Consider the following 26,643-nt stretch of genomic DNA (forward strand, 5'->3'; position numbering starts at 1 on the left):
GTCACTTATGCGGCCTTGAGCTGCCCGATGATCATCGCTGTTTCGCCAGCGTCTTCCAGCATCGAAAGAACGTCCATCGCCGCGGCAGGCTTGGCGCAGACGACCATGCCGATGCCGCAGTTAAAAGCCCGCTGCATCTCGGCTTCCGCGACATTTCCAGTCTCTTGCAGCCATTTAAATACGGCAGGGCGGTCCCAGGCATCCATGTCAAACTCTGGCATCAGATGTTTTGGCAGCATACGCGGCGTATTATCCGTCAGGCCGCCCCCCGTGATATGCGCAAGGCCAGAGATCAGGCCAGACTTCACAAGCGGCAAGATAGACTTCACGTAAATCTTCGTCGGTGTGATCAAAGATTGTCCAAGCGTTTGGCCCTCAGCAAAAGGTGAAGGCGCGTCCCAGCCAAGGCCAGAGACTTCCACGATTTTGCGAATCAGAGAGTAGCCGTTGGAGTGGGGTCCAGAGCTGGCAATCCCAATCAACACATCACCCGCCGCCATATCATTGTGGCGGGGTAACATGGCGTTGCGCTCCGCTGCACCCACCACAAATCCCGCGAGATCAAAATCATCGCCTTCATACATGCCTGGCATTTCTGCCGTTTCTCCACCGACCAGCGCAGCGCCCGCTTGCTTACAGCCTTCGGCAATGCCAGAAATCACAGCCGCCGCCTTGTCGGTGTCCAAATGGCCCGTTGCGAAATAGTCGAGAAAGAAAAGCGGTTCCGCACCGTTTGCTAGCACATCATTGACGCACATCGCGACGAGGTCGATCCCGACAGTGTCTAGGATACCTGTATCAATCGCAATGCGCAGCTTCGTCCCAACGCCGTCTGTTCCAGAGATTAGTACGGGATCTTTGAAGCCAGCCGCTTTCAAATCGAACGCGCCGCCAAATCCGCCAATCGAGCCGTCTGCACCTGTGCGCTGCGTGGCTTTGACGAGTGGCTTGATCTTGTCGACCAAGCGGTCGCCCGCATCAATGTCGACACCTGCGTCAGAATAAGTCAGGCCTTTTTGCGTCATGATAGAATCTTTCCTTTGGTCGCTGGCTTAGAAGCGGAATTTAGCCACAGTTTCAAGCAGAGTCTTGCTATATCACTGCAAAACAGCCGTTTATACCTCTTTGCAAATTCTAACAATCGGGCTAACCCTTCTCCCATGACGCGATTTATCACACTTATCTTCTCGCTATTTATCATGTTGCAGGCCAGCTTGGCTTGGGCGGCTGACCCGTTTACTGTGGTCGGACTGCCCGTTGACGCCACGGCGAATTCCGCGATTGAGGCGCAGACGATGGCCATTCAGGACGGACAGGTCCGCGCCGCTAAAATTTTACTAGAGCGTCTGACATTGGAAAATGAACGCGCCGCGAAGCCTTTGCCAGAGATGACACCCGAAACAGTCGGCCGCATGATCCGTGCGCTGGAAATTAATAATGAGAAGCGTTCCGCCAATCGTTATCTCGGCGATATATCTGTCGCCTTTAACCCGCGCGAAGTGCAATCCTATCTCAGAGGTCTAGACCTGACGCTGATGTCATCGCAGGCTCGCTCACGTTTGATTGTTCCGATTGGCTCGGACAGCTTTGCCGAGGGTTTCGCGGTTAATCGTTTTGGCCACGCCCTCACGCCGTTGACCCCCTCTGGTATGGTCGAAGTCTCGACACCAGACGAGACACGGCTGCAAGGCTTGGCTGCACAATATGGTACGCAGCAGATATTACTGGTCGAAGAATTAGGCGGCAGAGGCGTAAGTGCAACCGTGACAGATATGGCGTTAGACGCGGGCACGAAACGCTCTTTCACGGTCACGGGCGCCAGCAGTTCCGCTGATCTGGCTGATAAAATTGTGGCGCGACTGGAACGTGACTGGAAAGCCGCCTCGACGACCAGTGCGCAAGCGGATGTGACGTCCGTAGTATCGGTTCTCTATGATAATCACGCTGAGTGGCTGCGACTGCAGCAAGCAATTAACACCGCCGCGCAGATCAAGGACGCGCGGCTCGATGCGCTGTCCAAAGACGGAGCGTTGATGACTGTGACCTATGGCGGTGATATGTCTAAATTGCAGACAGAGCTGCGCTATAAAGGCGTTGATGTGCGCGATGACCCGAAACTCGGCCTTGTCTTTGCGCGCACAGGGCGTTTCTAGGCGCGCTATGCCAATAGACACGCCGTCGGGACAAATACCGCTTAACTTGCGCCCATCCCATCCGTTTACATATGAGAGCTTTGTTGAAACGCCGTCTAATATGGCGGCCCTAACGCTCGTTCGTGCGTGGCCTAAATGGCCTAGCCCCGTTCTCCGACTATATGGCCCGATAGGCAGTGGGAAAACGCACCTGGGCGAGGCATGGGCGCTGCATACAGGTGGCACTTTTATCGATAATGCGGATTTGATGGATGAAGCGGATTTGTTCAACCTGATCAATCGCGCCTTGATCGGCGAAGTGCCGGGGCTGTTGATGGCCAGTGAATTGCTGCCGCGAGATTGGTCGATTAAGATGCCAGACCTGCTCTCCCGCCTACTCGCCGCGCCAGAAGTTGAGTTGACGGAACCTGATGAGGCAAGTCTCGAATCTATTCTCCGAGCGCTATTTTTACAGCAAGGCCGAGAGGTCAGTCGCGATGTGGTGATTTATATTCTGGCCCATGTCGACCGTTCCATTGATGCCCTACGCGCCTTAGTCAAAACACTGGATGAATTGGCCGCCGTAGAGAAAAAAGACATAACCAAGGCGTTCACCGCAAAATACATTAAGACCAATCTGGAACTTGATCTTTAGGGCTGTACGCGCTTTCCCGCCCAATCAAATAACTCGCCGCTATCGTCTGGCTTCACCTGATCCACAACGCTGAGCAGCTTTTGTGCGCTAAATTGTGGCGTGAATAGTTTATCTTCTGGGACATTGCCTTGGAAGGGCTGCGACAAGGAAGTGTCGACGGTTCCGGGGTGGAGGCCGATGATGATGGTATCTTTGAACCGACGCCCATATTCGATCGACAGACACTTCAGGATCATATTCAGGGCGGCTTTGCTGGCACGGTAAGCATACCAGCCGCCAATGCGGTTATCTGAAATACTTCCGACACGGGCGGAGAGGGCTGCAAAGACAGCTTTGCCGTCGCGGCGCATCAGTGGCAGAAAATGTTTGGCGGTGACGGCTGGACCAAATGTATTGACGGCAAAGCTCTGTTCAAAGTTTTCAAAACTCATGGCCCGCATGTTCTTTTCCGGCGCAATGCCTTGGCCTTGCAGTAACCCCGTTGCGACGATGATAATATCAAACGCCCCGACTTCGCGCAGGGCTTCTGCGGCCGCTTGGATGCTGCTCTCGGATGTGAGGTCGAAGGTTAGATTGGCCACTTTAGCAGACGGATGGCTCTGCCCAGAGCGTGAGAGCGCGTAGATTTGCGAGACTTGATCCGATGCCACTAGTTCTTCGACTAAGGCGTGCCCGATGCCGCCCGTCGCGCCGATTATGGCCGCGCGGAGGTCATGGCCTAAACTATCAAATTTCATGTGCGTTTCTCTCTCTTGCAGCGCTCTGAACAATACCGAACCTCGTCCCAGACACGTTCCCATTTCTTGCGCCACGCAAAAGGCCGCCCGCAATGAGCGCAGTCTTTATGGGGCAGATTTGGTTTTTTATGAGCCATAAATTTTTATACGCATCGAAGGCCGATGTGATGCGTATTAATTCCATGACAAAAACACTTATTCCGATTTTCGCCGACCAACTGAGCCATAATCTTTCCAGCCTCGCCATTTCAGAGCCTGACGAGAGCGTTATTTTGATGATGGAGGTAAAGCATGAAGCGACACATGTGCCGCATCACGTCAAGAAACTGGTCTTTTTGTTTTCCGCTATGCGCCATTTCGCGGAGGAGCTGCGAGGGAAGGGCTGGACAGTTGATTATATTGAGCTGACCGACGCCGACAATACAGGTGAATTTTCCGCGGAGATGAAGCGCGCGTTAGATCGCCATGACGTGTCTCAAATTCGTGTATGCGAGCCGTCTGTCTGGCGTGTGCTGGACTATGTCAAAGGATGGGAGGCGGCGTTTGATATTCCTGTAACGGTCACGCCAGATGACAGATTTATCGCGACCCATGATGATTTCAAATCATGGGCGAGTGGTCGAAAGCAGCTGCGTATGGAGTATTTCTACCGCGATATGCGGCGTAAGACTGACCTGTTGATGGATGGTGATAAGCCAGAAGGGGGCAAATGGAATTACGATAGCCAGAATCGAAAGCCGCCCAAAAGTGGCTTAGATTTTCCTGGCCCACTACGCTTTGATCCTGACGCGATTACCCAAGATGTGATTAAAATGGTTCGGGAAGAATATCCCAACCGCTTCGGCAAAGTGGACGACTTCTTTTACGGGGTAACGCGAGACGATGCCCTTAAATCTCTGGATTATTTTGTCGATAACGGCTTGGAAAAATTCGGGGATTATCAAGATGCGATGGTCGGGAATGAGGCTTTCTTGTTTCACTCGCTCCTTTCGCCTTACCTCAATGCTGGCTTGCTAGCTCCGCTGGAGATCTGCCAGAAAATCGAGGCTGCTTACAAAAATGACACAGCGCCCCTCAATGCCGTAGAGGGTTATATTCGCCAAATCATTGGTTGGCGAGAATTTGTGCGCGGCATTTATTGGCGAGAAATGCCGGGCTATGAAATGCAGAATTTCTTGGAGGCTGAGCGGCCTTTGCCTGAGTTTTATTGGACGGGCGAGACGGATATGCGTTGCCTGTCAAAATCGATTGGGCAGACGATTGATCATGCCTACGCTCACCACATTCAACGCCTGATGATCACAGGGAATTTCGCGCTGCTGATCGGTGCTGATCCCTATGCCGTGCATGAGTGGTACTTATCCGTCTATATTGATGCGTTTGAGTGGGTTGAATTGCCCAATACGCTTGGGATGAGCCAGTTTGGGGATGGCGGTTTGCTGGGCTCCAAGCCGTATGCGAGCAGCGGGTCCTATATCAACCGCATGTCGGATTATTGTGGGGATTGTAAATACAATGTCAAAGACCGCGTTGGCGACAAGGCCTGCCCGTTTAATTCGCTTTACTGGCATTTCCTAAACAGGAATGAGGATAAGTTACGCGGCAATCCGCGTCTCAATATGCCTTATGCCAACCTCGACAAAATGGACGAGGAAACGCGGGACGGTTTAATGGAACAAGCTGATAAATTCTTGGATGGACTGTCGACATCTATGGCGAAAGACTACGTTTAAAACGGCGCTGGAACTTCATACTCAACCCATGCCCCGCCCGTGGGTTCACGGAACCGAATTTTCTGCGCATGAAGTTGCAAACGGTCCGCGGCGAGAAATAGCGGGTCGGGCGCATAGATCATATCGCCCAAAATCGGATGGCCTAGCCACGCCATATGCACGCGTAATTGATGCGAACGGCCGGTTTTAGGATAAAGCGTCATGCGAGTGACGTCGTCCTCACGCGAGGAAACTCTCCATTCTGTGACCGCAGATTTCCCGTGTTCGTAACAGACTTTCTGTCGCGGACGGTTTGGCCAATCGGCGATCAGAGGCTCATCAATAATGCCACCCTCACCATCGACAATACCCCCAACACGCGCAACGTAAGTTTTCTGCACTTGGCGGTTTTCAAACTGCAATCCGAAATGCCTTTGGGCGTGGGGTGTGAGGGCGAAGACCATCAGGCCCGACGTCGCCATATCCAATCGATGAATCGTAAGGGCATCAGGGTGAACCGCTCGAAGACGTGCCTCGACGCAATCGGGATCATGCTTGCCAGGGACAGAAAGCAAGCCCGCAGGCTTATCGATAATTAAATAATCTTCGCCGCGATGGACAATAGGAATTTTGCCAGCCGGCGGGGCGTAAACAAACTCCCGCTTGGGGCCGTCATACATAACCGCTAACCGATGCGCTCTGCGACGACTTCGTCACCGTCCAGCCGCAGAGCAATATTACCGTCGAGCATATCCAGCGCGTCCTGTCCGAACACTTTTCTCCGCCAACTCTTAATGGCCGCCACATCAGAGTCTTCGCCAAAAGCCGCTAATTGTTCAATATCACGGGCATTGGCAACGAGGCGCGGCGCTATATCTTTGGCTTCCGTCCGAAGGCGGAGCAGAGTGCGGAGCATCTCGACCCGTGCGCCAATATTGGAGGGCATGTGCTGCGTTTTGGGATAGGGCGGAGCGTAGTCATCCGCATTGTCCAATGCCACATTAATTGCCTCGATCAGCGCTTTGGCAGAGCGGGAATTCTCGAAACCGCGCGGAATACCGCGTAGCTTTGACATCGCCTCAATCGTGCGCGGCTTTTGTTGGGCCAGATCATACATGGCGTCGTCTTTGAGTATGCGACGGCGAGGGACGTTTTTCTCAATCGCTTGACGCTCACGCCACGCGGCTGCGGCTTTTAGCACAGCAAGATAAGGCTTGCGTGGATTGCGAAGTTTCAGACGCTGCCACGCCTCTTCGGGCTCAAACGTGTAAAGGCTCTCATCGAGTTGTGGGAGCATCTCCTCCATGACCCAGCTGAGGCGCTCACGGTCCATCAGTTCTTGTAAGAGGTCAGGAAATAAATCGCGCAAATGGGTCACGTCTGCGATTGCGTAGCTAAGCTGTTTTTCCGACAAAGGCCGCCGCGCCCAATCGGTAAACCGCGCTCCCTTATCCAAGCTGATCCCTAAGCGCCCTTTTACCAAAGCCCCGTAGCCTGCATTGTCACCAAAGCCCAGCGCCATCGCCGCGATCTGCGTATCAAAAATAGGGGCAGGGACGCAGTCACACATCTTGTAGAAGATTTCCATGTCCTGCCGCGCGGCGTGCATGATCTTCATAATGCTATCATCCGTCAGCAACTCGATCAGGGGCGTCAGGTCAATACCGTCTGCCAAAGGGTCAATGATCGCTTCGCTATCCGCAGTCGCGACTTGGACTAGGCACAGGATCGAGTAGAAGGTCGTTTCGCGCATGAACTCTGTATCGATAAACAGATTTTCGTGGGCTTTGGCCGCATCGCAATATTCTCGGAGGGCGTCAGTTGTGGTGATGATATTCATAGAAATACGCTAGGCGTTTACCCTGTGCATGCCAAAGACTTCTTGCAGCAATTCTAGGGTATTCATCCAAGCGCGACGGGAGGCATCTGCGTCATAGACAATGCCGAGTTTTTTGTCGTTCGCGCTAGGCACCATGAAGCCGTGCTGCACATTGCCGTAGGCAAGCAGCTGCCAATCGCACTTTGCTTCGCCGAGTTCTTTGCCAAGTGCAACGACATCAGATGGCGGCGCCATGGGGTCTTCCCAGCCATGGGCGACTAAGACTTTAGCTTTGATCTTTTTCTTCGGGAGTTCATGTCCGCCGAGTAGGCCATGAAACGACATAGCCGCTTTGAGCTTCATACCAGATCGCGCCATGTCCAATGTGCAAAGTCCGCCAAAGCAAAAGCCCATCGCTGCCATGTGTGTCTCGTCTACTTCATCGAGTTTTGCGGCCGCTTTATAGCCCGCTTTGAGGCGATCAATAAGGAGTTGGCGGTCTTCGACCAGCGGTGTCATAAGCGCTTTCTTGCCATCAATAGACTCGGGCAGGGCGGCGTCGCCGTAATTGTCCAGTGCAAAACCGACATAGCCCAATGCGGCCATTTCAATCGCTTTGTCTTCGGCAAAACCATCTCGCCCACCCCACGCATGATTGATTAACACGCAAGGCTTCGGCTCCGCGATATTATCGTCCCATGCCAAATAGCCGATGCAGGTTGTTTTACCGTGCTTGTATTCTACGGGGCGTGTTTTGATGTTCATGGAGTGATGTCCTGTATTATGAAAAATTTCGCATTTATTAGAGTAGAGCGCAGCAAATGTCACAGATATTTTCAATATGCTTTGCGGCGTCGTTCATCTCGTGTTCATCGATATATTAACCGAATATTAGCCATGAAAACCCTATAATATTGGTCAAATTGAATGGAGACGCCCCATGTCCAAGACCGTATTGATCGCAACAGCTGCCCTCGCCTTGACCCTATCGGCTTGCGCTACGTCGCAGGAAAATCCGAATTATCAATATTCATCGAAATATAAAGGTGACAGCCCAAGCAAAAGCTATGCGAGCTATAGCCAGCCTACGGCGACGACGACTTATGCGTCAAATCAGGGCGCGATTACATCTACGACCAACCATGCCTGTCTTAATAAAGAAACCAACCGCGAATTACTTGGCGGTGCAATCGGCGGCGCAGTTGGCGCAGTTGCGGGTAAGAAAGTCATTGGCGGCACAAAAGGAACTGTTGTGGGTGCAGTTCTTGGCGGCGCGGCAGGATACGGAATTGGCGATAAGTCAATCGACTGCGACCCCATCCAAACCCAAAATGTGGCAGCGCCAATTACCTATGGATCTAATGCTTATAGCTCTGAGCCTGTGACTTATTCTGGCGAAACAACGACGATTGCCTCCGCCCCTGTAACTGCGCCAACGGATAGCTATTACGGCGAAACGGTTGGCACTCCAGGCTATGAGGCTATTCAAGGCGGTGTGCCGTATGAGGCGCCCGCACCTGTCGCGTCCCCTAATTCTGCGCCGGTCGCCATTGCTGACGCGCAAGGATCACGAGAGAGCGACCAGGTCGCTGTTCAAACAATTAGCGGCCCGATTGTCATGGCTACAGCGCCCGCTGCGCAGAGTGTCGACTATGATTATTCGCAAAATATCATAGATGCCAATAGCCCAGTCGCAATACCGCAAGACGTGGAGACGCGCACTTACACGCCGTCAGGAGCGCAAGGTTTGAATGTGAGTCAGGGTTATGTCGTCAAACAGGGCGACACTGTTTACTCGCTCGCGCGACAGCTTTGTGTTGGCGTGACAGAAGTGCAATCTGCCAATGGCTTATCTTCGAACTTTGGAATTCAGATCGGGCAAAGATTAGACCTACCCACGTCGCGCTGCTAGGCGCTTAGAACGAAAATAACGGTTCCAACAACGCCCACGAAATAGATTGCGGTCGCAGTAATCAGCACACGCTTATCATTACGTACGGAAATTTTAATTTCGTCTTCGGCGTCCTGCCAACTGCCATATGCCACACGCGCCATCATCACGAGTATGAAGGCATAGGACAGCAGATACACGTAATCTAGCAGCATCAGATAGCTGACTTCGGGCAAGCTGCCTGCCGTCGTGATTTGCATTGCGACCAAGGTGAGGAGTGCGGTAATCACAAGACCAATTCGCCCCTCTGTATGCGTCGGGTCAATCATCAGGGCCAGTCCAGCACACATTAAAATAATCAATACGGGTAAAAACAGCTTTAGCACACCGTATTGCCAAGGCCGCGTAATTGGGACTTCAAAGACAACGCGGGAATAAGCGGCGGTCTCTGGATTATTTAAATCGCCAAATGTTGTGGGATAAGACTTCCCGTATATCCGCATCCGAGGTTCACCAATTCTATATCCTGGTAGCGTCAACTCATCATTGATTGTAACCCCGTCTGGGTCTGCCACATACCGCAATTCCTCGTCGCCAAATTCGGCGTCTTCTATGATAAATTTCAGAACTTGTGTATCGAAAGGATATTTCGATAGCGGCATTGATGTTGAAAACGCGCCCTGATGCCGGATGACTTGATAGAATGATCCGTCAGCTTCCATGACCTCTGGTTCGTCATATGTGACAGACTGAATGTGGGCCTCGGGATCGTGGAAATTCATGAACTCAAACGTCTCGTTAGGCCGCATCTCAGGGTCCATCCATCGGAACCAAATATAGATGTCGCCGGGATAAGAATGACTGGTCAGGTCCACTGCATGAATTTCGTTGATGTATCCGCCCACCAAGACTTTCTGAATTCCGTCACTATTATCCAGCGGATTGTCCTGAGCTTGCACATCGGAAAAGCAGGCAAACGCGATGCAGAGAAAGCTCAAAAGGCTTAGGAATACGCGCTGGATAAAAATTGTCATGCCGCTGTTATATCCGTAAAAAATCCAAAATAAAGGTGCAATCCGCGACAGAATTGGCTAGGGCGATGGCGGAAAAAAGGAAGATGAATATGCGCAACCGTTCTGCGAAAATCCTAGCGACTGTTGGACCCGCCAGCCGTGCGCCAGATATGCTCAAGCTCATTCACGAAGTCGGGGTAGACGCGTTTCGCCTGAACTTCTCTCACGGCTCACACGAAGATCACGCTGCTGTTGTCTCGGCGATCCGCGCGATCGAAGCCGAGCTTGATACGCCAATCGCGATTGTTGCCGATATGCAAGGCCCGAAAATTCGGTGCGGCGAGTTCAAAGACGGCAAGATCGAGCTGCGCTACGGAGAGATTGTCGAAATGCGCGAAGGTCGTGAATTGGGCCATGACGGCGTAATCTTCATGCCACATCCAGAGCTCATGAAAGCTTTGGGTGAGGGCAGCATACTGAAATTTGACGACGGAAAAATGCAAGTCACGGTGCAATCCAATGACGGCACAGTCATCAAAGCCAAAGTCGATGTGCCTGGCACTTTATCTGATCGCAAGGGCATCAATGTTATCAATGTGAAGCTGCCCATGTCCGCGATGACGGATAAAGACCGCGTCGATATGGATTTCGCAATGTATCAAAAGGTTGACTACATCGCGCTGTCTTTTGTGCAAACGGCCCAAGATGTCATGGATGCGCGGAAAGTTATCAAAGCGCATGAGGAGCCGCACAAACCTGGCATCATCGTCAAAATCGAAAAACCTTCCGCCATGGATGAATTGGATAGTATTCTGATGATGGCGGATGCTGCGATGGTGGCGCGCGGTGATTTGGGCGTAGAACTACCTTTGGAGCAGGTGCCTGTCGTGCAGCGTCAGATTATCCGCAAGGCCCGCGCGCTAGGCAAGCCCGTGATTGTTGCAACGCATATGTTAGAGAGCATGATTGACGCCCCTACGCCAACTCGCGCGGAAGCCTCCGATGTTGCGACAGCGATTTATCAAGGCGCAGATGCGGTTATGCTGTCGGCCGAAACAGCGGTCGGCCGCCACCCTGCAACGGCTGTCGCCATCATGGACCGTATTATTTCCGCTGCTGAGGCTGATCCAGAATTCTGGACCTATTTCAAGCAAATCCGTTTGCCCTATGAAGCGACACCCGAGGACGCGATCAGCGGCTCTGTGCGGGGTATCGCGACGACACTGAATGCGAAAGCCGTCTTGGGGTATACGAAAACAGGCTCAACCGTTCAGCGTATTTCGCGTGAGCGTCCGCCTTGTAAAGTTGTCGGCCTGACCCCTGACCCGCGCACAGCTAGCCGTCTGGCATTGTCTTGGGGTGTTGTGCCGCTCGTCCTGAAAGACCCCGTTGATTTTAACGATATGCTGCACAGTATTCAGGACGTTGCCAAAGACAAGCTTGGGCTAATATCTGGCGACGTTGTGATGATCAGCGCAGGTGTGCCGTTCGGACGACCCGGCACGACCAACACGCTAAACATTTCCAAGATAGACTAGTCATTCACGCGGATGATTTGTTGGTGGCATTAAGGGCCGCCTGACCCATGCAGGCGGCCGCTAGGCTTTTTCGCTAAAATGCGGAGCGTATTGAAAACCGTACATTGCGTCCAGGTAGGGGGACTAAATCCTTCAGGAACGAGGTGTGTTGACGGGCTTCGCTATCGAACACATTGTGCATCGATATACTCAATGTCACGTCTTGTGCGCCTGCGGGTGCTTTCCAATTTGCAAAGACATTAACCAAAGCGAAGTCATCCGTCGGTAACTCATTTGCTGAAACCTTTGTCTGTTGCGCTGCATAATCCAACTCGGCCCGCAATCGCACGCGGTCTGTTTCAAAGTCTACACCCGTTAAAATGGACAGCGGCGGAATACGTGGCAAATTCCCGCTATCGGTTTTCGCCCGCACATATTCGGCTAGCGCATCGACTTTCACGTCCCATGCCCCGAGAGTGGTCACATCCATCCCGCCTTGAACCTCAAAGCCGTAGAATTTCGCGTCATCCGCCATATATTGAAATACAGGTAGTCCGTCTTCTTCAGCATCGGTCTCCACTTCAAAAATATAGTCTTTATAGTCGGTGTAGAACAAGTTGACCGTCGTGAAATGCCCGTCTTCGCGGTGCCGAATAGCAGCTTCTATCCCTGTTGAGACTTCTTTGCCTAATGTCGCATCGCCCAGTTCAAATTGATTGGTCGCAAGGTGAGGGCCATTCGAGAATAGCTCTTCTGTCGTTGGCGCGCGCTCGGTGCGGTAAACCGTGCCGCCCACGCGTACTGCGTCAGATAAATGCACATCACCGCCTGCGGATACGCTGAACGCATCAAAGCTTAAATCCTCGCCTGTGACGGAGTTTTCCTGCTGCGTATTTTCAAACCGCACCGCGCCTTCAACATGGAAGTCGCCGATTTCTTTTTCATGGAAGCTATAAATACCTAGCTGTGTGGTTTGCGTGGGTGGGACAAAGGCCTCTTCACCAATCGCTGCGAAATCCCGCTTACGGTATTGAACCCCGTGTGCGGCGAGCCCAGCCATTGCGTTCACGCTGAATGGCTTCGACGCGAACCTCATAGCCTTCATTCGTAAAGACCGTCCCCACTTCGCCAGGGCCTTCAAATTCTGTGTGGGTGTAGTCGGCATAACCGCCAAATAGTTGCACAGTTTGGATGAATCCAGGGAGGTCGACAGCGCCGTTCACATCGACCCGGGTTTGGTCCAACCCGATTGTGACATTTTCTTCTTCCTCTTCCTCGTCGCCGTGATCTTCATCGTGATCTTCGTCGTCTTCGCCTTCTTCATGCGCGTGACCACCAGGAATTCCGTAATCTGAGTCAAATTTATGCACAGCAAAGCCAAATCGTGCCGTGTCGCCAATATAGCTTAGCCCGCCTGTGAGGGCCGTAGATTTGGCGGCCGAGTTATCGAGGCGGCGGCTCTCGTCATAATCCTCTGGTATCTCCTCGCCTTCTTCAAGCAGTTGCTCACGGCTCTCGCCAGAGACGGGGATGCGGTAATCATCTGATTCCTTGAACGTCCCGTCGAGGTGCAAAACAATGCGACCTGAAGCGACGTCAAGAGAACCCGCAGCCTCTCGGCCAAGGTCAACAGAGCTGGCGCCGATACGCACGGCTCCGTCAACTCCGTCGGGCAGCTCCGTTGGGATACGCCCGTCAATGACATTGACCACACCACCAGAGCCTGAACTGCCGTAGCGCAGCAGCGCCGCGCCGCGCAGAACTTCAATCCGCTCGGCTTGGGCAGGTTCAGCGGCAACGGCGTGGTCGGGGGAGGCGGAACTGGCGTCGATTGAGCCAATCCCGTTGGTCAGGACGCGGACACGGTCACCGCCTTGGCCGCGAATAATCGGGCGAGATGCGCCAGCTCCGAAATAGGTGGAGGACACACCCGGTTCAGACTTCAACGTCTCCCCAATGGTGCTGGCGAGACGGTTGGATAGTTCGTCACCTGATAGGACAGACACACCAGTTATGGCTTCATCAACGGAGCGCATAAGCGGGGAGCCCGTGACGATGATTTCGTCTTCAATTTGCGCATAGGCAGGGGCTGTTAGGGATAGGATAAGGGCAGTCGCAGCTGTGCTGCGCAGGTAGATATGGGACATGGAATAACACTCTTATAGGTATAATAATGGGAGCCATGCGCAAGCGCACAGCATGAAGATTATCGGCCTATAAGTAGGGGGGTGCGCGGGGAGGTGGGGCGCGGGTTTGCGGCGAAATGAATGCAACGTCCTGATAAGGTGCGTGATCAGTTATATCGAGGTCATGTGCAGGTGCCGGGAAAGTGGTAATCTCTGGTGTGACAACACACTGTTCTGACACAACAACCGCAATGTCACATGCCACACCATTATGTTCGTGCGGGCTATCGCCAAATTGTGCCGTGTGCGACAGCGCAAAACTCTGCACAGCGAAGATCATCACGATCATAGCCGCCATCACACAACGATATGTCATACGCCATAGCATATCGTTATCTTATTACAAAAAGATGAGGCCCGCAATCATATTCGTCTAGAGGAGATTTGGATCAACAACGCGCTGAACGACATTTTTGACCGTTAGCCCTTGGACGATGATGGAGAACACAACAACGCCGTAAGTTGCGGTCAAAATCAGCGGCTTATATTCGTTCTCTGGTAGCGATAACGCTAGCGCAACTGAGATTCCCCCGCGCACACCGCCCCAGGTCAGCACAGGGATAGCGCCCTTGGTAAAGTTTTTAAATGTGCCGATGACCTTCATCGGAATATAAACAGCACAGAGACGCGCGATCAGCACAAGTGGGATCGCCAGTAGAGTGACGAGCGCATATTCTGGCACTAGTCCCAGTACAAGGATCTCCAACCCGATTAGCAAAAACAGTACAGAGTTGAGGATTTCATCGACCATTTCCCAGAAGCCAAACAAATATTGTCGCGTATGATCTGACATCGCGAAGGCCGCGCCTTTATTGCCAATCATCAAGCCTGCGACAACAACGGCGATGGGGCCAGAAAGGTGATGCCCGAGAATATTGATGCGCTGCGCGAGAGCATATGTTCCCGCGACGAGCGCTAAGCTGATCAAGATTTCAATGGCATGCTCATCAATACGGGCCATCATTTTAAACCCGATCCAACCCGCAATTAGGCCAAGGATCGCCCCGCCAACGGCGTCGACTAGAAATAATTCAACCACATCTAAAACGCTGACACCGCCGCCATGGCCTGCCCCGCTCTGAACTACAGCTTCGAGCGGGACCGCTAATAAGACCGTGTCTAGCATAGCATGACCCGTCCCTGATCCCCCCGCTGCAATCGCGAGGATCAGGGTGAAGACAACCACACCTACGCCGTCATTAAACAGGCTTTCCCCTGCGATTTTGGTCTCTAACGATTTCGGCATTTTGACTGTTTTGAGGATGGATAGCACAGCGACCGGATCGGTCGGGCTGATCAAGGCTCCGAAGACCAACGCCCAAATATAGGGGAGGTCCGCGCCGAATAATTTGGTGAGATAAAAGAAGCCAGTCCCGACTATGAATGTCGAGAGGATCACACCAAATGTCGCCATAGTCCCGATCGCCCATTTCGCGTCCCGCAATTTGCCGAGATCCACATGCAATGCTCCTGCGAAGAGCAGAAAGCCGAGCATCCCTTTCATCAGCGTTTCGTTGAAATCGATTTGCTTAATTGCCGACTGGATGGTGTCAGTCAGGCCTACACTCGGCACAAAAATTTGCAGCGCCATTAAGACGAAGCTGGCAAATAGAGCCATGACCAAGAGGCCGATCGTATGTGGTAATTTGAGGTAAGCGCGGTTTATCCAAGATAGCAGCGCAGATAGCACCAGCAAGGATGCAGCGATTTCAAATAAACTCAACATGGTGTCCCTCCAGATTCTGCGTCAAGCTATGCCAATTTGCTTGAAACTCAAGGGCGAAGTGTAAGAGATAAACGGCTATGCTCGCGCGGCGTCCCTTGACTTGCGCGCCCCATCGGCTACTTACGCGCGCACATTAACCCAGCGTCGCAGACCGTCTCTCTGTAGGCGCTTTAAGAGTCCCGATCACGGACTAAGGAGCCTGAAAATGCACGCTTATCGTAGCCACACTTGTGGCGAACTTCGCAAAGACCACGTTGGCCAAACCGTTAAACTCTCTGGATGGGTTCACAGGAAGCGTGAACACGCAAACGCACTCTTTATTGATCTGCGCGATCATTACGGTATTAGCCAAGTCGTCGTCTATCCCGATGCTGAATTTTACGAAGCCGCTAAACGCTGCCCGTCAGAGTCTGTGATTACAGTCACGGGCGAATTATTGGCGCGTGATGCGGAAGCGATCAACGCTGAAATCCCAACGGGTGAGGTCGAGCTTCGGGCCGATGCGATGATCATTGAAAGTGCTGCCGACAGTCTTCCGCTGCCTGTCTTTGGGGAGCAAGATTATCCTGAAGACATCAGGCTGAAGCATCGCTATCTCGATCTGCGCCGCGAGACTTTGCACAACAATATCATCCTTCGCGGGCAAGTGATTAACTCGCTGCGTCGTCGGATGATTGATCAAGGTTTTACAGAATTTCAAACGCCGATCCTCACCGCGTCTTCGCCGGAAGGTGCGCGGGACTTCCTTGTGCCTAGCCGTTTGAACCCAGGGAAATTCTACGCTCTCCCGCAAGCGCCGCAGCAGTTCAAGCAGCTTCTCATGGTGGCAGGCTTTGACCGTTACTTCCAAATCGCGCCATGTTTCCGCGACGAAGATGCGCGCGCCGACCGTTCACCGGGCGAGTTCTATCAACTCGATATTGAGATGAGCTTCGTGACCCAAGACGACGTATTCAATGCGATTGAACCTGTCATGGCGGGCGTGTTTGAAGAATTTGCGGGTGGCCGCGAGGTGCAGACGCCTTTCCCGCGCATCCCTTACAAAGAGTCGATGGAGCGTTACGGCAATGACAAACCCGATCTGCGCATACCGTTTGAGCTGACGGATGTGTCCGAGTTCTTCACTGACGAGGCGAAGACAGGCTTTGGTATTTTTGCAAAAATCACCAAAGGCGGCGGCAAGGTCATCGCAATCCCAGCCCCTAAAGCAGCGGCGAACCAGTCTCGGAAATTCTTCGACAATATGGATAAGTGGGCGAAGAAAGAAATGCAGATGCCTGGCCTCGGCTATGCGCGTCTGAAAGAAGCAGATGGCGGTGGTGTTGATAGCCAAGACCCTGTGCTAAAGAACTTTGAACCTGCGCATCTAGAAGCCTTGCTAGAGAAAATGGGCCTCTGCGCGGGTGACGGGATTTTCTTCTCGGCGGGTAAAAAAGGCGACGCCTATAAACTTGCGGGCGCAGCGCGGAACAAGGTCGCGGCTGATCTCGACATGATCGAAGAGGGCGTGTTTAAATTCTGCTGGATCGTCGATTTCCCGATGTATGAGTGGGATGAAGACAACAAAAAAGTTGATTTCTCGCATAACCCGTTCTCAATGCCGCAAGCGCCAGACGGTATGACGGCAATGGAATTGTTAGAAAGCGCTGACACAGTAGAGAAGCAACTCGATATTCTGGCTTATCAATACGACATCGTTTGCAACGGTATCGAGCTGTCATCAGGCGCGATCCGAAACCACAAGCCTGACGTGATGTATAAAGCGTTTGAGCTTGCGGGTTACGGCTCTGAAGTCGTGGACGACAAATTCTCTGGCATGATCAATGCGTTTAAATACGGCGCGCCGCCGCATGGCGGGATCGCACCCGGCGTTGACCGCATCGTGATGCTGCTTGCGGGCACGAACACAATCCGCGACGTGATCCTTTTCCCGATGAACGGCCAAGCGCAAGACTTGATGATGAACGCACCTGCCGAAGTGGACGCGAAAGCCCTAAAGGAATTGCACTTAAAGCTCATACCGCCCGCGCCGAAAGATTAAGTATCTCGGGTATTTCAAACAAAAAGCCCCGCCTGTTGATCTAGCAGACGGGGCTTCTTAATTTTCTTGGACTAGCGTCTAATGACGACCGCGGCGGTAACCGTGGTGTCCACGACGATATCCGTGATGTCCGCGGCGATAGCCTCGATGACCCCGATACCCTCTATTGCTGCCAACATTGATATAAAGCGAGGTCGTTGGACGCGAATGATAAATCGGACGCGGCGCATAATAGACGGGGCGCGGCGCGTAATATGGATCGTGATAAGTCGTAGTGTATGTTGTGCGATAAGCTGGCTGCGAATAGCCGCCATGATAATAGGTGTTAGAACCGCCATAATAACCAGTGTTCTGATTATAATATCCGCCGTTAGAATAGCCTTGGTTGTAATACCCTCTATTCGAATAACCGCGATTATTATCACCCGCAATGGCTGCACCAGCTGCACCGCCAATAACAGCCCCTAACACGGAGCCCTCTGTGCGAGCGCCGCTGCCAGCGACTTGTGAACCTAGGACTGCGCCGAGACCCGCGCCGATCAATCCACCAACAAGTTGATCATCGCCACTGCTTTGGTGACGGTGGTTATACCCGTTATCATGGGCGGCGGCTGTCATAGGGGCGAAGGCGACCGTAGCGACGGCGGCGATTGCGAAACCAATTTTGAAATTCATAGGGGGTCTCCATTTATGATATGCTCGTCCCTTAGCACTGTGAAGCTGAACGATAGCTGAAAGTTAAGACTTTTTCAATAATTCCACACAGCGCACAAAAAAAGCGGCCCCGTAAGACCGCTTTTTTCATTAAATGTCAGCGCGTTAGCTAGTGCTTGCACTTTTTACCGTGAGCGCCTTTAATCTTGCGACCCATGGAATCGTAACGCTTTGAGCTGTTAGAATAGCAATATTCATCTGCACCGCCTGCGAGAGTTTCCCCTGCGGAGTAGTTGCCAGAATGATCATTCGAGTAATCATCCGAATAGCTATAAGAACTGCTGCTCTCATAAGACGTTACGCCAGACGTCAGGCATGTGCCGTCTGCTTGTTTCGTCGACCCAGCAGGACAGGGCGCTGTTTGGCTTATATTGCTTGAGCTATATGAACTTGACTCGTAAGTGTTGGTTGAGTGCGAAGACCCGTGATGGCCGCTCATGCCAATGTCATGTGTATGGGTGTGAGTGACGGGCGCTGATGGGCGTTCGATGTAACGCACGACCTCTTTTTCAACGACGCGGTCGACATATTCTACGACAGGGCGATCGACAATTTTCTCAACTGTTTGGACACGGTCAACATATTGCACGACTGGCTTTTCGACAATCTTTTCAACAGTTTGAACACGGTCTACATATTGAATGACAGGTTTTTCCACGATGCGCTCTTGAACACGATCAACATATTGCACCACTGGTTTTTCAACGATTTTTTCAACCGTTTGGACGCGGTCAACATATTGAACACGGTCTATGTATTTAGGGACTTCGCGCACAACAGTGCGTGTTTGAATTTGCGGTGGTGAGGCGACGACGACTGTGCGTTGTTGCACAGGGCGCACGCCCGGAACGGCATAAGTCTGGCTGACAAATTGGCCTGAATTGACATATGTTGGGCCAGCCATGACGGGCGCCGGGGCAAATCCGCCGCCAGCATAACCACCTGCGACTGGACCGTAACCAGCGGGAGCATAACCGCCATTATAACCGCCACCATAATTACCCGCGTAGCCACCCACAGGGCCACTACCGTAACGTGATCCGCCGCGACGACCATTTGCGAGCGCATAGCCCGCAACGCTGCCTAGCACGGCGCCAATCGCTGTGCCTTCCTGACGCTGGCCAGAGCCAGCAAGATTAGACCCGATGACGCCGCCAAGACCTGCGCCGATACCCGCGCCTGCAAGGTTGCGGCCGTTAAAGCCCGGATTGAATGCGCCTGCATAGGGGTTGCCGCCGAAATTGCTGCGTGAATTGCCGTACGCTGCACCTGCAAGGCCGCCTGCAACAGCGCCGATGGCTGTGTATTCATCACCCATACCTCGTGGTGCAAGGTTTGAGCCCAACGCGCCGCCAAGGCCAGCGCCCACAGCGCCGCCGAGGACGGTATTGTTATCTAGCCCGCCAAAAAGCTGCGCATTAGCTGTAGCTGGGGCGAGTGTGAATGCGGCAAGTGCCGCTCCTGTGAGTAAAAATTTCATGTCCTTCAAGGCTCCTCTGATCCCGAAAATTCGGGCTAAACAATATCGTCACTGCGAATTGGGAGTCCTGTTGAACGATCCCACCATAGCAAAACGCCGTATCTGCCTGCTTGAATGCAAATCTTACGCCGAGTTGGTCTTGTAATAACACATTTTTGAAAGAACGCCTAAACCACTCGCCTTAAGGGCGAAAAAGCAAAAGAAACGTCATGCGAAATAATAAAAACCCCGACCCGTCAGGGCCGAGGTTCACTTTGGGGGGTGTTAGTCTAGTGGTGTGAGTAACACACGTTAGAGCCGTGGTAATGACCGCGCGATCTGTTACGCTTCAGGCGTTTGCGACGATCCTTTAATTCCGCGAGTTCATAGGCGATCTCGTCTAGGCGGCGTTCGGCGCGATAATCACGGTAGCCGCGATTACGCTTCAACCAGTCCCGTTCACGGCGCAGATCATCTATCCGACGATCAATCATATCCAGACGATTATAGCTATTGCCATATGTCCGAGTGCCGTGTCCGTAAGTCGAGGTTCGGTAAGTCGGCTGACGATATGTGCGGTGATGCGATGTGCGGTGACGTGAGGGGTGGTAACCGACATTTTGCACAGCAGGGCGTCTTGTTGTCGTATAGGTGCGGCGGCCATCTTTCTCGCAGTCATTGACGCCGTCACCAATCGCTGCACCCGCGATACCGCCGATGATCGCACCTAAAATGGCGCCTTCGGTCTTGTCACCGCGACCCGCGATTTCTTCGCCCAGCACAGTGCCGAGTGAGCCGCCGATCAATCCGCCAGCCACAGCGTTATTGGTGTCTTTACATTTGTAGTAATCTCCAGCGTGGGCAGAAACTGGGGCGATAAGTGTAGCCGCAGCCAGTGTGACTGCAGCGAGACTTGTTTTTGTGAAAAGGTTTTTCATTTTGACATCTCCTGTCTTGGCTACGGAAGGGAAGATGCCCGACCGATGAGTTAGAGATAGCAAAGGGGCGCTGAACCCTCTCTGAGTTTGGAATTCATTTTCAGTTCAGCCGACATTCATCTGGGGTTCAGAAAAGGTTAAAGTTAGTTAACCCTGTTTTCGCGCTTAGAAGCCTTGGGCTTTTAAAAAGTCCGCAGCTTCGTCAAAAGCGTGGTGAGCCTCGGGTAGGAGGTCGTCAAAGATTTGAAACACGTGAGGCATGTTCGCCCAGCTCTGCAGCGTAATGTCTGTGCCTGCCGCGCGGGCTTTGCCGACATAACGCTCGGCATCGCTATATAGCATCTCGTCGCGACTGACTTGTATGAGCGTCGGGGGCAGATTTTTGAGACTGTCGAATACGGGTGAAATGCGCGTATCCGCAGGGCTCATACCAAACATTTTCTTGGCCGCGATCAATAAGAGTGGGCGCGGTAGTTTTAACAAAGGCCGAAGCATAGGCTGCAACATCAGGTCTTTTTCAAGGTTTTGTTTGAAAGACGACTCCGCCAATCGTGGAGTCTGAATTAGGCGAGAGGGCGTAGGCGGCATTGACGGCGCGGCGATCTGTATCCCGCGCCCAGTTGATCAGTGATAGCGTTAAATTTCCGCCCGCAGAGTCTCCCGCAATGGCAAAGGCGTTCAACGCTTCTGGCCCGTTTGGCCCGTTTTCTATGATCCAATCATAGGCTAGCTGGCTATCTTCATTTGGGGCAAGGCGCGGGTTTTCTGGCATTAAGCGGTAATTGGGCGCAAAGACGACTGCGCCCGTACGTTTGGCCAGATTGACCGTGATCGGCCTATGACTGATCGCGCTGCCAACCGTAAAGGCGCCGCCGTGCAGGTAGAGTATGCGCTTGGTAGTATCTGCACCCTTCACGATCGTCCAAGCGCCCGGCACCTCTTGGCCGTCGATGACTGCGACATCGACTTGATAAGTTGCGTCTAAATCTGTGCGGGCGAGTCCAGCTTTCTCAAATCGTTCTCGCTTGCTCGTCCATCCCGTCTTAGCCCCCGCGCGCTGCGCTGGCTTAACGAAATTCTCGATCAAATATGCGTTGACCCGCTGCAAGCCAGCGGCGTCTGCGTCGGTATCAAATGTTGCGGGGGTTAGGGCATCGAACCGCGACAGGTCTTCTCCTGCGAGCATGCGAAAATATCCCCTCAGGCCGATCATCAAAACGACCAGACATAATGCAACAATAATCCAGATAAACATGCCCAAATCTCCCAAGTCTCAGCCTTATGCGAGGAAATCGCACGATCCGCAAAGCACAAATCTGCAGGGTGAGAGGTCACTAATTTTGGCTCATATTGAATGTTTAGCCGTTTTGGCCGCGATGGCGCAGCATATGATCGGCCAGCACAACGGCGAGCATGGCTTCGGCCACTGGCACGGCTCTGATACCGACACAAGGATCATGGCGGCCCTTGGTCATAACATCAATCTCTTCGCCCTTAGCATTGATTGAGCGGGTTTCTGTTAAGATAGAAGATGTCGGCTTGATCGCAAGGCGGGCAACGATTTCGTCACCATTGGAGATACCGCCGAGTATGCCGCCGGCGTGATTGGATTGGAAATCTGGCTTGCCATCTTTCATCCGAATTTCGTCCGCATTGTCTGTGCCAGTGAAAGCGGCTGCGCGGAAACCTGCTCCGATCTCGACAGCTTTGGCCGCGTTGATACTCATCAGTCCACTGGCAATATCACTATCGAGCTTCCCGTAAACAGGCGCGCCCCAGCCTGCGGGAACGCCGCTAGCACGGACTTCGATGAGGGCACCGACAGAGTTTCCAGATTTGCGGACGTCGTCTAAATAATCTTCCCAATCTTTGGCAGCCTTCGCATCAGAGCACCAAAAGGGGTTTTTCGTTGTCTGATCCCAGTCCCAGTTGTCAGGATTGATCTGCTTTTCCCCGATTGACACGACAGCCCCGCGAATTTTTACGTCACCCAAGATCTTTCGCGCAATCGCGCCTGCCGCCACTCGATTGGCTGTTTCCCGCGCAGAACTGCGGCCACCGCCGCGATAATCGCGAATGCCGTATTTCGCATCATAGGTCATATCGGCATGGCCTGGGCGGTAGCGGTCTTTGATTTCTGAGTAATCGCGGCTGCGTTGATCAGTATTTTCGATCAGCAGGCTAATGGGTGTGCCTGTCGTTTGGCCTTCAAAAACACCTGACAGAATTTTGACAGCGTCAGGCTCTTTGCGCTGCGTCACGAAACGGGACGTGCCGGGTTTGCGTTGATCGAGATAGGTCTGAATATCCGCTTCGTTCAATGCAATGCGCGGCGGGCAGCCATCAATAACGCAGCCAATCGCTGGCCCGTGGCTTTCGCCCCAAGTGGTAAACCGAAATAAGTGTCCGAAGGAATTATGTGACATGGGCGTGTCTTAAACACGCAAGGCTTGCAGGGCTAGACCTAAAAAGATCTGGAGCCAGCCCGGACACGAAAAGCTTGCGGTGCGGGCGGCACGAGTGTTTCAAATGCGGCTTTCGCTTGCATAAATGCGCCGACATTGGCGTAGGGACTGTCTGGGTGAAAAAACTTGGCCTTTTTGCGCCAAGCCGAGCGGATATCTGCCTCGCGAGCGGACATTGAAACGCCGAGTGTCATGAGTGCTTGTTGGCGCGTCATCTTGGTAAACCCCGTCTAAACTATTATGCTTAACCTTTCCTTGTTTAAGCCCTATATTGGTTAGCAACGCGCTAACACTTATAGTTAATTTTCCATTTTTAAGCAGATTCATGGCCCCATACGATAAAAACGTCATTCCCGCTACGCCTAGCCGCGCAGATTACCTCGCTGGCGGTGATCGTCCGCTGGGCTGGCTTGAGGCCGATGAACCCATTAGCCTGTTCCAAAAATGGTTGGCGAAAGCGGCCGAGACAGAACCAAACGACCCTAATGCAATGAGCGTTGCGACAGTTGATGCGCAGGGCATGCCTGATGTGCGTATACTCTTGCTCAAAGGTTTAGACGCGCGTGGCTTCGTGTTTTACACAAATTCAGAGAGCGCCAAGGGCGAACAGTTGCGGGGCCAAGCGAAAGCTGCGCTGTGCTTTCACTGGAAATCCCAAAAGCGTCAAGTGCGGGTCAGGGGCTCTGTCAGCCCCGTCACTGCGGCTGAATCTGATGCCTATTTCGCTGAGCGCGCGCGGGAGAGCCGTATCGGGGCATGGGCGTCAGATCAATCTCGCCCCGTCGCGGATCGGGAAGCGATGCTATCAAAAGTTAAAGAGATGGAAGACCGCTTTGAGGGGCAAGACGTGCCACGCCCCGACCACTGGTATGGTTGGCGCGTCGCCCCGCAATCCATCGAATTTTGGCAAGACGGCGCGTTTCGCGTCCATGACCGCATTGTCTTTACCCCCACGAATGGTGGCTGGACAAAGCAGCGTTTATTTCCATAAGGTGAGCTATGACAACATCTATCACAAATGTATCTCAACCCGAAAAAGGCGTGAAGCGTCAGAAACTCCGCAGAGGTGTGCTGCGTGTTACGCTAGCCCTCGCCTTTATTGCACCGTTAACATTTATAGTGGCGGCTATTGGATATAAGCTGGGCGTATTTGGTTTGGGCACAAGCTTTGGCCTGCTGAATATGAAAGTTGGACCGATCCTTCTGATCGCGGCTGGGATTGCAGGTCTTATCAGTCTCGTTCTGGCATTTACCATTCAGCCACGTCGCGGTTTTGTCGTGGGCGCGCTTGCACTTTTGATTGGCGGCTTTGGCATGGGCAAACTCGGCGCGACGAAAGCAAAAGTCGAGTCTCTGCCTTTTATCCATGACATCACAACGGACACACAAAACCCGCCTATGTTTACTGATGCCATTCTGAAGCTACGCGGTTCCACAAGTAATCCGTCCAATTACGTTGGTAAAAAAGATAGCCGCGATAAAAAACTTGTCTCCGTCTTGCAGACAAAAGCCTTCCCTGCCGTGCGCCCGCTTATTCTTGAAGACGACCCCGCTGCAGTATTTGGCAAAGCTGAACTTGTCGCGTCTCAGCTGGGGTGGGAGCTTGTGAATGTTGACGCAGAAGCTGGCATCATTGAAGCCACAGACACAACATTTTGGTATGGATTTAAAGACGATGTGATCATCCGCATTAAGCCATCCGAGGGCGGGGGCAGTGTCGTTGACGCAAGGTCTTTATCGCGCATTGGCGGATCAGACATTGGCAAAAATGCGGAGCGCGTGAAAGATTTCCTAGAGAGATTAAACGCAGCCTAAGCCGCAATGCGGTAGGTTTGCCGCAATCCATCAGCCCCGTCAGCCGTGACGCGACCTGTTTTGCGCATATGAATAATATGGCTCAGCACGCTATGCGCGGCGGCAGGGTGCAAACGCTTATCGACATCAGCGTAGAGTTTGGCAACGATCTCGCCAATATCACTTAATCCACTTTCTAGCGCTTCCATGATTTGATCTTCGCGTTTGAGGCGGTGGTCAATATAGGCTTGGATAAAGCCCTGAACCTCTGTGATCTCTGTCCCGTGGGTCGGACGAATTATATCGAAATCTCGCGCCAGCACTGTGCGTAAAGACGTGAGATAATCGCCCATATCTCCGTCGGGCGGGCTAACCACACTGGTAGACCATCCCATGATATGATCGCCAGAAAAGAGCGTGTTTTCCTCAACTAAGGCGTAGCACAGATGGTTTGAGGTATGCCCAGGCGTGTGGATCGCTTCAATCGTCCAGCCATCCCCTCGGATCACGTGACCGTCGCGAATTTCCACATCAGGCATGAAGCTAAGATCGTCGCCCGCTTCCAACCGAACTTCACCGTCTTGGGGCGGTTCAGGCTGAAGGCCGTAGCCATAGACTTGGCACCCATGTTTCGCGGCGAGCGGCGCGGCGAGGGGGAGTGGTCAATATGGTGATGGGTCACCAAAACATGCGTGACTTTACGCCCCGCCAGCGCTCGGTCCAATGCCGCGCGGTGGGCGTCTGTATTTGGGCCTGGGTCAATAACGCAGACATTGTCTTGACCAATAATATAAACGCCCGTGCCAGTGAACGTAAACGGCCCAGGATTGTCCGCAATGACGCGCTGGACAAGCGGGCTAAGCTGATCACAGCGACCATACTCAAACTCAAAACTGCGAACAAAGGGGATTGCCATTACAACGATCCCGCACTCAACCGAGTCTCTAGGGCTTGGCGCAAGGCCATACCCAAAATTTTCGTCGCGCGCAATTTATCTCGTAAACTCAGTGCCAAAGGGGGTCCCATATCTGTTTTATTGACATCGACGATATAGATTCGTCCGTCTGCCTTATCGCGTAGAATATCTAGCCCACCCCAGTCTAGCCCCATCTGTTGACAAAACTGTGACACATTTCGCAACTCAGTCTCACTTAAATGATCTTGTGGCGCGTCAATACGGCAACGCGTATTCAGATTGGCGAAGCGCTGAGTGACGGGGCGCTCCTTTAAAAACACGAGCGGTATTTGCCCAAAAACTGTGGGGCAACGTATATCCGCAACATGGCCGTCCTCGGTGCTGTTGTCGATCAAGCGCTGATAGACCCAGCCAGGTTTGGGAGGCTCAGGCGCGGTCAGAACCCTACCATCATGGGTGCCGTTGATTTCAGACTTCGCAACAAAGGGCGTGGCGGCCGTCAGCGGATCAATAGCCAAATCATAGCCAAAGACATCCGCAAACACCTCCGCCACTCGCGTTTTAGAAATATCTAAGCAGCTGGCGTTGATGCCAGAAGTCCCCGTTTTCGACGGGGTTATGTGCGTTTCGTCTTGAAAGAATATCGTTAAATCAGAATCAGGCCTGATAGTGGGGCGAACATTCGCCTGCCGCATCGCCCCCCAAATGAGGTACCACTGCTTTGGCACGCGCGGCTCAAACTTCGCGTTGATCGGGGGTAAATTTGGGCGGGGTCGTAGCGTTTCTGCAACAATATAGCTCCACCCGCGCCAGCAATCATAGAGAAGCGCGGCCGAGAAGGGGATGAAAGCCCCCGTCTCTTTGACGCGCACGCCGCGCCATGACCAAGAAAATTCTTTTATCCAAGACATTATATAGCGTTTGTTTT

Annotated in this window: 27 protein-coding genes and 1 pseudogene; 8 read left to right on the plus strand and 20 right to left on the minus strand. The window is 52.8% G+C overall.

The features are described 5' to 3' along the window. Window positions 1–5 precede the first annotated feature (5 nt). Window positions 6–1,025, minus strand: coding sequence for a phosphoribosylformylglycinamidine cyclo-ligase (gene purM, locus AB8615_RS02780; RefSeq protein WP_409433423.1), 1,020 nt, complete (start codon window positions 1,023–1,025; stop codon window positions 6–8). Between the two features lie 135 nt (window positions 1,026–1,160). Between purM and AB8615_RS02785 the strand changes: the two genes are divergently transcribed. Both AB8615_RS02785 and AB8615_RS02790 read left to right on the plus strand, forming a co-directional pair. Further along, window positions 1,161–2,153 carry a hypothetical protein gene (locus tag AB8615_RS02785; RefSeq protein WP_409433424.1) on the plus strand — a complete coding sequence of 331 codons (993 nt, stop codon included), beginning with the start codon at window positions 1,161–1,163 and terminating at the stop codon, window positions 2,151–2,153. 7 nt (window positions 2,154–2,160) lie between these two features. After that, window positions 2,161–2,787 carry a hypothetical protein gene (locus tag AB8615_RS02790; RefSeq protein WP_409433425.1) on the plus strand — a complete coding sequence of 209 codons (627 nt, stop codon included), beginning with the start codon at window positions 2,161–2,163 and terminating at the stop codon, window positions 2,785–2,787. Here the strand turns inward: AB8615_RS02790 and AB8615_RS02795 are convergent. Beyond that, complete coding sequence (locus tag AB8615_RS02795; RefSeq protein ID WP_409433426.1) at window positions 2,784–3,524, minus strand: SDR family NAD(P)-dependent oxidoreductase; 741 nt, start codon at window positions 3,522–3,524, stop codon at window positions 2,784–2,786. The genes AB8615_RS02790 and AB8615_RS02795 overlap by 4 nt on opposite strands. Further along, a complete protein-coding gene (locus AB8615_RS02800; protein WP_409433427.1) occupies window positions 3,521–3,661 on the minus strand; it encodes a DUF2256 domain-containing protein in 141 nt (46 codons plus the stop codon). The genes AB8615_RS02795 and AB8615_RS02800 overlap by 4 nt, the downstream gene beginning before the upstream one ends. On the opposite strand from AB8615_RS02800, the gene AB8615_RS02805 reads away from it, so the two are divergent. Then, window positions 3,617–5,257 carry a cryptochrome/photolyase family protein gene (locus AB8615_RS02805; protein WP_409433428.1) on the plus strand — a complete coding sequence of 547 codons (1,641 nt, stop codon included), beginning with the start codon at window positions 3,617–3,619 and terminating at the stop codon, window positions 5,255–5,257. The genes AB8615_RS02800 and AB8615_RS02805 overlap by 45 nt on opposite strands. On the opposite strand, the gene AB8615_RS02810 is transcribed toward AB8615_RS02805, so the two are convergent. The 3 genes from AB8615_RS02810 to AB8615_RS02820 are packed head-to-tail and all read right to left on the minus strand — an operon-like array spanning window position 5,254 to window position 7,820. After that, entirely contained in the window at window positions 5,254–5,916 is a 663-nt protein-coding gene (locus tag AB8615_RS02810; protein WP_409433429.1) for an RluA family pseudouridine synthase, read from the minus strand. The genes AB8615_RS02805 and AB8615_RS02810 overlap by 4 nt on opposite strands. Window positions 5,917–5,921: 5 nt before the next feature. After that, window positions 5,922–7,076, minus strand: coding sequence for a ribonuclease D (gene rnd, locus AB8615_RS02815; RefSeq protein ID WP_409433430.1), 1,155 nt, complete (start codon window positions 7,074–7,076; stop codon window positions 5,922–5,924). 9 nt (window positions 7,077–7,085) lie between these two features. Next, window positions 7,086–7,820, minus strand: a complete 735-nt coding sequence (locus tag AB8615_RS02820; protein WP_409433431.1) for a dienelactone hydrolase family protein — start codon at window positions 7,818–7,820, stop codon at window positions 7,086–7,088. A 175-nt stretch (window positions 7,821–7,995) separates the two neighbouring features. On the opposite strand from AB8615_RS02820, the gene AB8615_RS02825 reads away from it, so the two are divergent. Then, complete coding sequence (locus tag AB8615_RS02825; protein ID WP_409433432.1) at window positions 7,996–8,967, plus strand: LysM peptidoglycan-binding domain-containing protein; 972 nt, start codon at window positions 7,996–7,998, stop codon at window positions 8,965–8,967. Here the strand turns inward: AB8615_RS02825 and AB8615_RS02830 are convergent. Further along, a complete protein-coding gene (locus tag AB8615_RS02830; RefSeq protein ID WP_409433433.1) occupies window positions 8,964–9,980 on the minus strand; it encodes a hypothetical protein in 1,017 nt (338 codons plus the stop codon). The two genes, AB8615_RS02825 and AB8615_RS02830, sit on opposite strands and share 4 nt — an antisense overlap. An 89-nt stretch (window positions 9,981–10,069) precedes the next feature. Here AB8615_RS02830 and pyk point away from each other — a divergent pair, with 89 nt between their 5' ends. After that, complete coding sequence (pyk, locus tag AB8615_RS02835) at window positions 10,070–11,497, plus strand: pyruvate kinase (RefSeq protein WP_409433434.1); 1,428 nt, start codon at window positions 10,070–10,072, stop codon at window positions 11,495–11,497. 73 nt (window positions 11,498–11,570) lie between these two features. Here the strand turns inward: pyk and AB8615_RS02840 are convergent, their stop codons facing one another. The 4 genes from AB8615_RS02840 to AB8615_RS02855 form a co-directional block, all read right to left on the minus strand. After that, window positions 11,571–12,536, minus strand: a complete 966-nt coding sequence (locus tag AB8615_RS02840; protein ID WP_418153128.1) for a TonB-dependent receptor — start codon at window positions 12,534–12,536, stop codon at window positions 11,571–11,573. Then, window positions 12,499–13,623 (minus strand): TonB-dependent receptor plug domain-containing protein, encoded by a 1,125-nt coding sequence (locus tag AB8615_RS02845; protein WP_418152593.1) that lies wholly within the window; start codon window positions 13,621–13,623, stop codon window positions 12,499–12,501. The genes AB8615_RS02840 and AB8615_RS02845 overlap by 38 nt, the downstream gene beginning before the upstream one ends. 67 nt (window positions 13,624–13,690) lie before the next feature. After that, window positions 13,691–13,990, minus strand: coding sequence for a hypothetical protein (locus AB8615_RS02850; protein WP_418152595.1), 300 nt, complete (start codon window positions 13,988–13,990; stop codon window positions 13,691–13,693). Window positions 13,991–14,035: 45 nt separating this feature from the next. Next, window positions 14,036–15,388, minus strand: coding sequence for a cation:proton antiporter (locus AB8615_RS02855; RefSeq protein ID WP_409433437.1), 1,353 nt, complete (start codon window positions 15,386–15,388; stop codon window positions 14,036–14,038). A 205-nt stretch (window positions 15,389–15,593) separates the two neighbouring features. Between AB8615_RS02855 and aspS the strand changes: the two genes are divergently transcribed. After that, window positions 15,594–17,429 (plus strand): aspartate--tRNA ligase, encoded by a 1,836-nt coding sequence (aspS, locus tag AB8615_RS02860; RefSeq protein WP_418152597.1) that lies wholly within the window; start codon window positions 15,594–15,596, stop codon window positions 17,427–17,429. A gap of 78 nt (window positions 17,430–17,507) precedes the next feature. Here the strand turns inward: aspS and AB8615_RS02865 are convergent, their stop codons facing one another. From AB8615_RS02865 to AB8615_RS02895, 7 genes are all read right to left on the minus strand, one after another. After that, window positions 17,508–18,104 carry a glycine zipper 2TM domain-containing protein gene (locus tag AB8615_RS02865; protein WP_409433439.1) on the minus strand — a complete coding sequence of 199 codons (597 nt, stop codon included), beginning with the start codon at window positions 18,102–18,104 and terminating at the stop codon, window positions 17,508–17,510. A gap of 148 nt (window positions 18,105–18,252) precedes the next feature. After that, on the minus strand, window positions 18,253–19,623 hold the full coding sequence (locus AB8615_RS02870; RefSeq protein ID WP_409433440.1) for an IMCp domain-containing protein: 1,371 nt from the start codon (window positions 19,621–19,623) through the stop codon (window positions 18,253–18,255). Window positions 19,624–19,892: 269 nt separating this feature from the next. Beyond that, window positions 19,893–20,540, minus strand: a complete 648-nt coding sequence (locus AB8615_RS02875; RefSeq protein WP_409433441.1) for a hypothetical protein — start codon at window positions 20,538–20,540, stop codon at window positions 19,893–19,895. A 165-nt stretch (window positions 20,541–20,705) separates the two neighbouring features. Beyond that, a complete protein-coding gene (locus AB8615_RS02880; protein ID WP_418152599.1) occupies window positions 20,706–21,047 on the minus strand; it encodes an alpha/beta hydrolase in 342 nt (113 codons plus the stop codon). 10 nt (window positions 21,048–21,057) lie between these two features. After that, complete coding sequence (locus AB8615_RS02885; RefSeq protein ID WP_418152601.1) at window positions 21,058–21,795, minus strand: alpha/beta hydrolase; 738 nt, start codon at window positions 21,793–21,795, stop codon at window positions 21,058–21,060. Window positions 21,796–21,898: 103 nt separating this feature from the next. Further along, window positions 21,899–22,966, minus strand: a complete 1,068-nt coding sequence (aroC, locus tag AB8615_RS02890; RefSeq protein ID WP_409433443.1) for a chorismate synthase — start codon at window positions 22,964–22,966, stop codon at window positions 21,899–21,901. 38 nt (window positions 22,967–23,004) lie between these two features. Further along, entirely contained in the window at window positions 23,005–23,220 is a 216-nt protein-coding gene (locus AB8615_RS02895) for a DnaJ domain-containing protein (protein WP_409433444.1), read from the minus strand. A gap of 110 nt (window positions 23,221–23,330) precedes the next feature. Here AB8615_RS02895 and pdxH point away from each other — a divergent pair, with 110 nt between their 5' ends. Continuing rightward, window positions 23,331–23,996 (plus strand): pyridoxamine 5'-phosphate oxidase, encoded by a 666-nt coding sequence (gene pdxH, locus AB8615_RS02900; protein ID WP_409433445.1) that lies wholly within the window; start codon window positions 23,331–23,333, stop codon window positions 23,994–23,996. Between the two features lie 8 nt (window positions 23,997–24,004). After that, on the plus strand, window positions 24,005–24,820 hold the full coding sequence (locus tag AB8615_RS02905; RefSeq protein ID WP_409433446.1) for a DUF1499 domain-containing protein: 816 nt from the start codon (window positions 24,005–24,007) through the stop codon (window positions 24,818–24,820). Here AB8615_RS02905 and AB8615_RS02910 read toward each other — a convergent pair. Both AB8615_RS02910 and AB8615_RS02915 read right to left on the minus strand, forming a co-directional pair. After that, window positions 24,817–25,715 (minus strand): annotated as a pseudogene (locus tag AB8615_RS02910) (MBL fold metallo-hydrolase). The gene AB8615_RS02905 and the pseudogene AB8615_RS02910 sit on opposite strands and share 4 nt — an antisense overlap. Further along, window positions 25,715–26,626, minus strand: a complete 912-nt coding sequence (locus AB8615_RS02915) for a hypothetical protein (RefSeq protein WP_418152604.1) — start codon at window positions 26,624–26,626, stop codon at window positions 25,715–25,717. Before AB8615_RS02915 ends, AB8615_RS02910 begins: the two are co-directional and overlap by 1 nt. Between the last annotated feature and the right edge of the window lie 17 nt (window positions 26,627–26,643).

The organism is Litorimonas sp. RW-G-Af-16 (assembly GCF_048319245.1).
GTDB lineage: Bacteria > Pseudomonadota > Alphaproteobacteria > Caulobacterales > Maricaulaceae > Litorimonas.

Excerpts from the sequence above, each read along its gene's own strand:
- purM (WP_409433423.1), bottom strand. The coding sequence starts at position 1,025 with ATGACGCAAAAAGGCCTGACTTATTCTGACGCAGGTGTCGACATTGAT.
- AB8615_RS02785 (WP_409433424.1), top strand. The coding sequence starts at position 1,161 with ATGACGCGATTTATCACACTTATCTTCTCGCTATTTATCATGTTGCAG.
- AB8615_RS02790 (WP_409433425.1), top strand. The coding sequence starts at position 2,161 with ATGCCAATAGACACGCCGTCGGGACAAATACCGCTTAACTTGCGCCCA.
- AB8615_RS02795 (WP_409433426.1), bottom strand. The coding sequence starts at position 3,524 with ATGAAATTTGATAGTTTAGGCCATGACCTCCGCGCGGCCATAATCGGC.
- AB8615_RS02805 (WP_409433428.1), top strand. The coding sequence starts at position 3,617 with ATGAGCGCAGTCTTTATGGGGCAGATTTGGTTTTTTATGAGCCATAAA.
- AB8615_RS02800 (WP_409433427.1), bottom strand. The coding sequence starts at position 3,661 with ATGGCTCATAAAAAACCAAATCTGCCCCATAAAGACTGCGCTCATTGC.
- AB8615_RS02810 (WP_409433429.1), bottom strand. The coding sequence starts at position 5,916 with ATGTATGACGGCCCCAAGCGGGAGTTTGTTTACGCCCCGCCGGCTGGC.
- rnd (WP_409433430.1), bottom strand. The coding sequence starts at position 7,076 with ATGAATATCATCACCACAACTGACGCCCTCCGAGAATATTGCGATGCG.
- AB8615_RS02820 (WP_409433431.1), bottom strand. The coding sequence starts at position 7,820 with ATGAACATCAAAACACGCCCCGTAGAATACAAGCACGGTAAAACAACC.
- AB8615_RS02825 (WP_409433432.1), top strand. The coding sequence starts at position 7,996 with ATGTCCAAGACCGTATTGATCGCAACAGCTGCCCTCGCCTTGACCCTA.
- AB8615_RS02830 (WP_409433433.1), bottom strand. The coding sequence starts at position 9,980 with ATGACAATTTTTATCCAGCGCGTATTCCTAAGCCTTTTGAGCTTTCTC.
- pyk (WP_409433434.1), top strand. The coding sequence starts at position 10,070 with ATGCGCAACCGTTCTGCGAAAATCCTAGCGACTGTTGGACCCGCCAGC.
- AB8615_RS02840 (WP_418153128.1), bottom strand. The coding sequence starts at position 12,536 with ATGGCTGGGCTCGCCGCACACGGGGTTCAATACCGTAAGCGGGATTTC.
- AB8615_RS02845 (WP_418152593.1), bottom strand. The coding sequence starts at position 13,623 with ATGTCCCATATCTACCTGCGCAGCACAGCTGCGACTGCCCTTATCCTA.
- AB8615_RS02850 (WP_418152595.1), bottom strand. The coding sequence starts at position 13,990 with ATGCTATGGCGTATGACATATCGTTGTGTGATGGCGGCTATGATCGTG.
- AB8615_RS02855 (WP_409433437.1), bottom strand. The coding sequence starts at position 15,388 with ATGTTGAGTTTATTTGAAATCGCTGCATCCTTGCTGGTGCTATCTGCG.
- aspS (WP_418152597.1), top strand. The coding sequence starts at position 15,594 with ATGCACGCTTATCGTAGCCACACTTGTGGCGAACTTCGCAAAGACCAC.
- AB8615_RS02865 (WP_409433439.1), bottom strand. The coding sequence starts at position 18,104 with ATGAATTTCAAAATTGGTTTCGCAATCGCCGCCGTCGCTACGGTCGCC.
- AB8615_RS02870 (WP_409433440.1), bottom strand. The coding sequence starts at position 19,623 with ATGAAATTTTTACTCACAGGAGCGGCACTTGCCGCATTCACACTCGCC.
- AB8615_RS02875 (WP_409433441.1), bottom strand. The coding sequence starts at position 20,540 with ATGAAAAACCTTTTCACAAAAACAAGTCTCGCTGCAGTCACACTGGCT.
- AB8615_RS02880 (WP_418152599.1), bottom strand. The coding sequence starts at position 21,047 with ATGTTGCAGCCTATGCTTCGGCCTTTGTTAAAACTACCGCGCCCACTC.
- AB8615_RS02885 (WP_418152601.1), bottom strand. The coding sequence starts at position 21,795 with ATGTTTATCTGGATTATTGTTGCATTATGTCTGGTCGTTTTGATGATC.
- aroC (WP_409433443.1), bottom strand. The coding sequence starts at position 22,966 with ATGTCACATAATTCCTTCGGACACTTATTTCGGTTTACCACTTGGGGC.
- AB8615_RS02895 (WP_409433444.1), bottom strand. The coding sequence starts at position 23,220 with ATGACGCGCCAACAAGCACTCATGACACTCGGCGTTTCAATGTCCGCT.
- pdxH (WP_409433445.1), top strand. The coding sequence starts at position 23,331 with ATGGCCCCATACGATAAAAACGTCATTCCCGCTACGCCTAGCCGCGCA.
- AB8615_RS02905 (WP_409433446.1), top strand. The coding sequence starts at position 24,005 with ATGACAACATCTATCACAAATGTATCTCAACCCGAAAAAGGCGTGAAG.
- AB8615_RS02915 (WP_418152604.1), bottom strand. The coding sequence starts at position 26,626 with ATGTCTTGGATAAAAGAATTTTCTTGGTCATGGCGCGGCGTGCGCGTC.